General features: G+C 38.3%; 7 protein-coding genes and 3 tRNA genes. 1 reads left to right on the top strand and 9 read right to left on the bottom strand.

What is annotated here, in order from left to right:
- Positions 1–126: 126 nt before the first annotated feature.
- The 5 genes from glmM to sigW form a co-directional block, all read right to left on the bottom strand.
- On the bottom strand, positions 127–1,473 hold the full coding sequence (gene glmM / locus ACNHOZ_RS26595) for a phosphoglucosamine mutase (protein WP_048022383.1): 1,347 nt from the start codon (positions 1,471–1,473) through the stop codon (positions 127–129).
- Positions 1,474–1,501: 28 nt separating this feature from the next.
- Positions 1,502–3,058: a CdaR family protein gene (locus tag ACNHOZ_RS26600; RefSeq protein ID WP_048022386.1), complete on the bottom strand. Its 1,557-nt coding sequence runs from the start codon at positions 3,056–3,058 to the stop codon at positions 1,502–1,504.
- Positions 3,051–3,872: a diadenylate cyclase CdaA gene (cdaA, locus tag ACNHOZ_RS26605; protein ID WP_013054971.1), complete on the bottom strand. Its 822-nt coding sequence runs from the start codon at positions 3,870–3,872 to the stop codon at positions 3,051–3,053. The genes ACNHOZ_RS26600 and cdaA overlap by 8 nt, the downstream gene beginning before the upstream one ends.
- 191 nt (positions 3,873–4,063) lie before the next feature.
- On the bottom strand, positions 4,064–4,669 hold the full coding sequence (locus ACNHOZ_RS26610) for an anti-sigma factor family protein (RefSeq protein WP_013081391.1): 606 nt from the start codon (positions 4,667–4,669) through the stop codon (positions 4,064–4,066).
- A gap of 14 nt (positions 4,670–4,683) precedes the next feature.
- Positions 4,684–5,247, bottom strand: a complete 564-nt coding sequence (sigW, locus tag ACNHOZ_RS26615) for an RNA polymerase sigma factor SigW (protein ID WP_013054969.1) — start codon at positions 5,245–5,247, stop codon at positions 4,684–4,686.
- Between the two features lie 155 nt (positions 5,248–5,402).
- Here sigW and ACNHOZ_RS26620 point away from each other — a divergent pair, with 155 nt between their 5' ends.
- Positions 5,403–5,573, top strand: a complete 171-nt coding sequence (locus ACNHOZ_RS26620; protein ID WP_223260213.1) for an aspartyl-phosphate phosphatase Spo0E family protein — start codon at positions 5,403–5,405, stop codon at positions 5,571–5,573.
- A gap of 82 nt (positions 5,574–5,655) precedes the next feature.
- On the opposite strand, the gene rocF is transcribed toward ACNHOZ_RS26620, so the two are convergent.
- The 4 genes from rocF to ACNHOZ_RS26640 all read right to left on the bottom strand — a co-directional run bounded on the left by rocF (position 5,656) and on the right by ACNHOZ_RS26640 (position 6,973).
- Entirely contained in the window at positions 5,656–6,555 is a 900-nt protein-coding gene (gene rocF, locus ACNHOZ_RS26625) for an arginase (RefSeq protein ID WP_048022388.1), read from the bottom strand.
- A 163-nt stretch (positions 6,556–6,718) separates the two neighbouring features.
- Positions 6,719–6,794 (bottom strand) — tRNA-Ala (locus ACNHOZ_RS26630).
- Between the two features lie 22 nt (positions 6,795–6,816).
- Positions 6,817–6,891 (bottom strand) — tRNA-Gly (locus tag ACNHOZ_RS26635).
- Between the two features lie 9 nt (positions 6,892–6,900).
- A tRNA-Lys gene (locus ACNHOZ_RS26640) sits at positions 6,901–6,973 on the bottom strand.
- Between the last annotated feature and the right edge of the window lie 54 nt (positions 6,974–7,027).

A 7,027-nucleotide genomic window follows, 5' to 3' on the forward strand; every position in this document is an offset into this window, starting at 1 on the left:
ATTATCTTCTTTACTATCTGTAAAAACAGCCTTTAGCATCAGATAATTTCCAAGAATTTTTCTCAACAATATAAAAATATGCATAAGCAGCTCGAAACGTCACCGCTTATGCATATAATTAATGAATTACTCTAAGCCCATTTCTTCTTTTACTACTTCTACGATACGCGTTACATAAGTTTCACACTCTTCTTGTGTTTGTGCTTCAACCATAACACGTACTAACGGCTCTGTTCCTGAAGGGCGTACAAGTACTCGGCCATTACCGTTCATTTCTTTTTCCACTTCTTCAATAACCACTTTTACCTTCTCATTATCTGTAACATGATGCTTATCCGTTACTTTTACATTTACAAGAAGCTGAGGATACTTCTTCATTTCAGCTGCTAATTCTGATAAAGGCTTTTTCGTTGCTTGCATAATGTTTACAAGCTGAATAGCTGAAAGCATACCGTCACCTGTTGTGTTGTAATCTAAGAAAATAATATGACCTGACTGTTCTCCACCTAGGTTATATTGATTAGCTTTCATTTCTTCTACTACATAACGGTCGCCTACACCAGTTTGTGCACTTTCAATTCCGCTAGCTTCTAGTGCTTTATAGAAGCCTAAGTTACTCATAACGGTAGAAACAAGCGTATTTTTCTTTAAACGTCCTTGTTCATATAAGTACTTTGCACAAATGAACATGATTTGATCACCGTCTACAATCTCGCCTTTTTCATCGATTGCGATTAAACGATCTCCGTCTCCATCAAATGCTAACCCAACATCCGCTCCTTTTTCTTTTAAGAAGGCACTTAATGCTTCCGGATGTGTAGATCCTACACCGTCATTGATGTTTAATCCGTTTGGTGATGCCCCAATTGTAGAGATATCCGCATCTAAATCTGCAAATAAATGTGCTGCTAACGATGACGTTGCTCCGTGCGCACAGTCTAATGCAACATGAATACCTGAGAAGTCTTCATCAACCGTTTGTTTTAAGTATTGAAGATATTTTTGTCCACCTTCGAAGTAGTCATTTACCTGACCTAAATCTCCCCCAACAGGTCTTGGTAATTGATCTGTTTCACTATCCATTAACGCTTCAATTTCATTCTCTTGTGCATCTGACAGTTTAAATCCATCTGGACCAAAGAATTTAATTCCGTTATCTTGAACTGGGTTATGTGAAGCAGAGATCATGACTCCTGCTTGTGCGCCAAGTGCTTTTGTTAAATACGCTACCCCTGGAGTTGAAATAACGCCTAATCGCATAACTTCTGCACCAATTGAAAGCAAGCCTGCAACAAGCGCTCCTTCTAACATATGACCAGAAACGCGTGTATCGCGTCCGATTAATACCTTTGGTCGCTCTGCATCTTTTGTTAGAACGTAACCACCTAAGCGTCCAATTTTAAAAGCAAGCTCAGGAGTTAATTCACTATTGGCAACTCCTCGTACTCCGTCTGTTCCAAAATACTTACCCATTAATTTTCTCTCCTTCATGTCAAAACATTTAGTTTCCTGATGTATTATCTGTCTGTCCATCTACGGGTGTAGAATTTTCATCACTTTGATTACTACTATCGTCACCAGTTTCTGTATTATCTGTTGGTGTATCTGTATTGTCTTCAGGTGTATCAGTCTCTTCGCTTGGTTTATCAGTTGAATCACCTGAATTTCCCGTCCCAGGATTTGTTCCTGATCCTGATCCAGTTCCCGTGTCTGGCTTTGTTTCTTTATCGCTCGTGCTTCCACTTGTTTCTTTATCCGTTTGCTCATCATTTGTCCCTGATTGTTTTTTCGCTGTTACACGAACTTTTGCCTGTTTAGTCGATAGTGTTGATGTAACAGAGTCAGGACTATTTATTATAATAGGAACCGTGTGCTCCCCAGCAGATAAATTCCCTACATTCGCTGACAAGCTAATGCCGCTTTTCGTTAACTTATCTAAATCAGATTTTGGTCCTTTTACATCCGCATCTACTGAAGTAGGAGAAAGCAGTTCATACGTGTACTTTGAGGATTGACCAGTTAAAGAAACCGGCAAATTCTTAAATGACTTAGTCTCAGCTGCACTTGCGTCCGTTTCTTCTGCGTCTTTCTCATCACCTTGTTTGTCTACTTCCACATGAACGGTAATTTGTTTAGGACTTACACTATCTATTCCGTCTGGAACAGGGACATTCACCTTAATATCTTTAGAATTCGTAATACCGGTAACATCGACTGGAATATTATCAATTTTATCGATTTTTTCTAAAGAATCAGATGGACCGATAATTTTCACGGTATCTGTTTTAGGCTCTAGCTTCGTAATGTTGACACCGTCGCCTGGCGTGCCTTCTTGAATCACATCGATCGGCACTTTTTTACTAATATTTTTCACCGGGATTGTTACATTGACCGTTTCTGGTTGAACTGTTACATTCAATTTATTTAAATTCTTGTCTAATGCGACAACAGTTGCTTGTTTCGTCACTGTTTTTGAAGCATTATCTAAATCAATAATAGCTTTTACATAAGCAACTTGGTCTAATTGACTTGATGCGCCCGTTACCGTGACGGCTCTTGGGCTAACGGTTGCTTCCCCTGCTTCATACCCATTTTTGACCTTATTTTTATCATAGCTTGCCTCTACTGAAAACTGTTTTGAATCGCGTTCTTCAATTGTTACATTTACAATATCAGGCTTAACCACTACGTTTAAATTATCAGAGATATTTCGATACTGAACCTTGACTCTATGCTGCCCTAAGCTTAAATTATTAAGGTCAATATAAGCTTGATAATCTTTTTGTAGCTTTGTTTGAGCCAAAATATTTTTAGGACCTTCCAGTGTCATAATGACCGTATCCGGAACACCTCTTACAATTCTGTTCTTCTCATTGTAGGATACTTGAACCGGAACATCTGTTAATGTTTCTACTCCAGTGTTGGCAGAACTGCTTCGGTTCAGAATTTTATTTGATGAACTGGCACCATCATCTAAATTAACAGATAAATATAACATGAAGGCTAACAGCAACGCGATAATTTTCATAACCCACGATCGATTCATCAATTTATCCATTCTTCTTCAACCTCCATTGCCAACGAGTGGAAGAAGTTGCTTTAGAAGTTGTGACTAATTCTTTTTCTAGCATTTCTCTTAATGTATCAATGGTCAATTCACGATACAATTCACCGTTTTTGGTAACGGAAATGCCTCCAGTTTCTTCAGATACAATGACAGTCACACTATCTGTTACTTCACTTATTCCTACAGCAGCACGATGGCGAGTACCTAATTCTTTTGAAATAAAAGGACTTTCAGATAAAGGTAAGTAACATGCTGCAGCGGCTACTTGATCCCGCTGTAAAATAACCGCTCCATCATGAAGTGGTGTATTCGGTATAAATAAGTTGATTAATAATTCAGAAGAAATATTAGAGTTGAGCGGTATACCTGTTTCAATATAATCACCCATACCCGTCTCTCTTTCAATTGAGATCAATGCACCTATGCGTCTTTTAGCCATATAATGCGTTGCTTTTATAATCGCCTCAATTGTAACGGTACGTTCATCTTCTTCAGGCAAATTACTGCGTGAAAACAAACGTCCTCTCCCAAGCTGTTCAAGCGCTCGGCGCAGCTCTGGCTGGAAGATAATAATAATAGCTAAAAATCCATACGTTAACGCTTGGTCCATTAACCATTGCAACGTATTTAGTCCAAGGAAGTTACTTATAAAGCGGACAACTAAAATTACCGTGATTCCTTTTAAAAGCTGTACTGCTTTTGTACCTCTTATGACCATAATTAATTTATATATGACGAACCATACCAGGAGAACATCAACAATTTTTCCTAAATATGAGAGGATTGGCAGGTCTCCAATAGGCATCTTCTCACTTCCTCTATATATGTAATAAAGATAACATAACCGTTTTATTATACCATAAAACAAAATTACACTGTAAATTACATCTTATTTTTAAATCCTTGTTCCTATATAATGTAGCCTTCTTTTTATATAAATAAAACCGTCCACTGTTCCTCTCTAACAAGATAAGCGGACGGTTTTATGTTTAACTATTAAAAGTCAACAGCTTGCTTGGCATGAGTTTTGACGTTATACCATACCCAGTCAAAAATCTTGTCTAACTCTTCAATATTGCCTGTCACTTCTCCTGCAGAAGCTAGATACTTATCACCATGTATAACAGTAACGTTTCCATCTACTTTTCCTTCAATTTTAATATCGCCATTTCTCACAGTAATATCACCTTTGACGGTCTCACCTTTTGGTACAACGACTGTTTTATCGTGAATGACCAGGTTCGGCTGCTTTGAAACAGAAAAGTCTTCATCCGTTTCCCAAGCTGAAAACACCGTGCCGGACATTAACAGTACAAATACAGCAGCTGCACTAAGAATCGGATGGTTTGTAAACCATCTATTCATTCGAATTCGATTCTTCTCACGTGGTAACCCGGCCATAACACCTGCTGTAAAGTTCATAGGTAATTCTATATGAGAAGTGCTTTGCACAAATGCAATCGTTCTTTTTAACTGATGCATATGCTGCTGACAACCTTTGCATTGGTGCAAATGCTCTTTTAATAACAGTTCATTTTCTTTTGTAATATCTCCATCTAAATGCTCATGAATGAGGTTTACATACATTTTTGGACATTTCATTCTTAGTTCACTCCTTACAAGTGGCGAAGTCGATTTCTTAAAGCTTCACGTCCTCTGTGAATTCTAGTCTTTACCGTACCAAGAGGCAGGTCTAAAATATCGCTGATTTCTTTTAACGACAGCTCATCTATATATTTTAGGACAATGACAGTTCGATATTTCTCAGGTAGCTTTAATATTTCCGACTGAATGAATTCTTGCAATTCTACTTGCTCTAGCTCTTCCTCTGGTAAGGCCTGATCGGCAGCTATTTGAGAGTACATATTTAACCCGTCGGTCCCGGCTACTTCTGCATCTAAATAATAGTCTGGCTTTTTTTTACGAATTCGATCAATACAAAGATTTGTAGCAATTCGATATAGCCAGGTGGAAAACTTTTTACTCGTGTCATAGCTATGAATATTTACATAGGCTCGAATAAACGCTTCTTGTGCAGCGTCTTGCGCTTCTTCCCGGTTTCCTAGCATTCGATAACATAGATGAAAAAGTTTATCCTTGTGATATTCTACTATGTCAGCAAACGCATCCTGGTCACCTTTTTTTACTTTTTTTATTTTTCTTTTTAATAATAAATCCATGTAACGGTTACCTCCGCCCATTGCGGGATAGTATATATACGTGTACTTTATCATAAAGTTTCACTTATGCTTAATTATTTTAACAAAAATTTGTCAAATACGTTTAAAAAGATCGTACGTAGGTTATGTAATTAGTATAGATGAAAAGAAGAGGAGTGGAAAGCTTGACTCATACAAAAGAAAACCTTTTGAATCAAATTGAAGAATGTAGAAATAACATGGTCACTCTTGCAGCAGAAAATCCTTTATCATCACTAACAGTGGTGAGAGTAAGCTCAGAGCTAGATGGTCTATTAAATGAATATGAAAAGTTTTTCTCTATATAAAGAAGCTCTAGAATCTGAACTAAGAGCTTCTTTTTTTTATCTTCACATATGTTTCATGTACCTTTTGGTAGGCAATAATGTTTTATACTAATTTTTCTCCTAAAAGTGAGCCCATTAATGCAACAGCTACGGTAGCTGTTTTATTCCGCTCATCTAAAATAGGATTCACTTCCACAAACTCGGCAGAAGTGATTAGCTGAGATTCTGCCAACATCTCCATAGCTAAATGACTTTCTCTGTAGCTTATTCCACCGATAACTGGCGTTCCTACTCCAGGTGCATCATGTGGATCCAGTCCATCTAAATCGAGTGATAGATGAACGCCATCTGTTTTATCACGCAAATATAAAATTGTTTCTTCCATTACTTTTGTCATACCCATTCGATCTATCTCATGCATCGTATACACTTTAATTCCTTTTTCCTTTATTAGCTCTTTTTCTCCTTCATCTAAAGAACGGGCTCCGATAATCACAATATTCTCGGGCTTGACTTTAGGGGCATAGCCACCAATTCGAGTCAATGCTTCGTCTCCTATACCTATACTTGCCGCCAATGGCATACCGTGAATATTTCCGGAAGGAGACGTATCTGCTGTATTTAAATCTCCGTGTGCATCATACCAAATTACGCCTAAATTTTTATAATGACGACTTACTCCTGCTAGTGTTCCGATAGCGATGCTGTGATCTCCCCCTAGCACTAAAGGAAACCTTTTATTTGCAATAACATCACTTACGGTCTGAGCAAGTCTTTCGCTAGCATCCGCTACAGCTTTTAAATTCTTTAAGTTTGTATTTTCATCACTATGTACTCGTTCAGCTAAGGCAATTTCAATATTCCCTTTATCTTCTACACTATATCCAATATTCTCGATGCGTTCCATAACACCTGCATATCGTATCGCACTTGGCCCCATATCGACCCCTCGGCGAGTTTGACCTAAATCCATTGGTACTCCAATAATTGAAAGCTTATTCATAATATGTCCCCCCATCACAAATGTTGCTACTATCTTATTGTAACGGCTAAATGAGCGATGGCTCAACTCGACACTTTTTTGAATATATATACAATTCTAATTTGTAGAAACTACACAAAAAAACCTTTAAGCAAATTGCTTAAAGGTTGTACGTTTATATGTATGGTGGAGCCTAGCGGGATCGAACCGCTGACCTCCTGCGTGCAAGGCAGGCGCTCTCCCAGCTGAGCTAAGGCCCCAATATGTTTTTTTATATAGAAATGGAGCGGAAGACGAGGTTCGAACTCGCGACCCCCACCTTGGCAAGGTGGTGTTCTACCACTGAACTACTTCCGCTTATTAAAATGAGCCATGAAGGACTCGAACCTTCGACCCTCTGATTAAAAGTCAGATGCTCTACCAACTGAGCTAATGGCTCTCTATGGCTGGGCTAGCTGGATTCGAACCAACGCATGACGGAATCAAAATCCGT

The organism is Priestia sp. D51 (genome assembly GCF_053345675.1).

What these genes read in the sequence shown, in the direction of transcription:
- rocF (WP_048022388.1), bottom strand. Translation starts at nt 6,555, where the DNA reads ATGAATAAGCTTTCAATTATTGGAGTACCAATGGATTTAGGTCAAACT.
- ACNHOZ_RS26610 (WP_013081391.1), bottom strand. Translation starts at nt 4,669, where the DNA reads ATGAAATGTCCAAAAATGTATGTAAACCTCATTCATGAGCATTTAGAT.
- cdaA (WP_013054971.1), bottom strand. Translation starts at nt 3,872, where the DNA reads ATGCCTATTGGAGACCTGCCAATCCTCTCATATTTAGGAAAAATTGTT.
- glmM (WP_048022383.1), bottom strand. Translation starts at nt 1,473, where the DNA reads ATGGGTAAGTATTTTGGAACAGACGGAGTACGAGGAGTTGCCAATAGT.
- ACNHOZ_RS26600 (WP_048022386.1), bottom strand. Translation starts at nt 3,058, where the DNA reads ATGGATAAATTGATGAATCGATCGTGGGTTATGAAAATTATCGCGTTG.
- sigW (WP_013054969.1), bottom strand. Translation starts at nt 5,247, where the DNA reads ATGGATTTATTATTAAAAAGAAAAATAAAAAAAGTAAAAAAAGGTGAC.